General features: G+C 26.2%; 1 protein-coding gene. It reads left to right on the top strand.

Going from position 1 to position 931, the window contains the following annotated elements:
• Positions 1-16 precede the first annotated feature (16 nt).
• Positions 17-931, top strand: a 915-nt coding sequence (locus OIF36_00105; protein ID MCV6598873.1) for a DNA polymerase, incomplete at its 3' end; no start/stop codon positions are given.

A 931-nucleotide genomic window follows, 5' to 3' on the forward strand; every position in this document is an offset into this window, starting at 1 on the left:
TGATAGTTTTCAGTTTATGAATTCTTCATTAGACAAACTCGTTAGTAATTTACCAAAAGAATCATTTAAATACACATCAGAACTGTATAAAGACAAGCAATTTGATTTAATGTGTAAAAAAGGAGTCTACCCATATGACTATATGGATAGTTTTGAGAAATTTAACACAACTTTACCATCCAAAGAAGAATTTTATAACATATTAAACGATGAGCATATAACAGATGAAGAATATAAACATGCTAAAACAGTATGGAATACATTTGGTCTAAAAAACATGGGTCAATATCATGATTTATATCTGAAAACAGATGTCGTTTTACTCGCTGATGTTTTTGAAAATTTCCGAAATACATGCTTTGAATATTACAAACTTGATCCAGCTCATTATTTTACTAGTCCGGGGTTATCTTTTGATAGTATGTTAAAAATGACTGAAATTAATCTTGAACTTATGACAGATATTGACATGCATTTGTTCATTGAATCTGGCCTTAGAGGTGGTATTTCATATATTGCAAACAGATATTCTAAAGCAAATAATAAATACATCAAAGAATACAATGAGAATTTACCATCGAAATACATTGCCTATTTGGATGCTAATAATCTTTATGGTTATGCTATGTGCCAGTATTTACCAACAGGAAATTTTAAATGGTTAAATAAAAATCAGATAGACAAATTAGATTTAACAAAATATAATGAAACTAGTAAAAAAGGACTAATATTACAAGTAGATTTAGAATATCCTAAAAAATTACATAATCTTCATAATGATTATCCATTGGCTTGTGAAAAAATAAAAGTAACTAAAAATATGCTATCAAATTATTGTAAAAACATTGCAAATAAATATAAAATATCATCAGGTATTGTAGACAAATTAATTCCTACTTTAAATAATAAAGAAAAATATACACTTCATTAC

The organism is Alphaproteobacteria bacterium (genome assembly GCA_025800285.1).
Taxonomy (GTDB): domain Bacteria; phylum Pseudomonadota; class Alphaproteobacteria; order JAOXRX01; family JAOXRX01; genus JAOXRX01.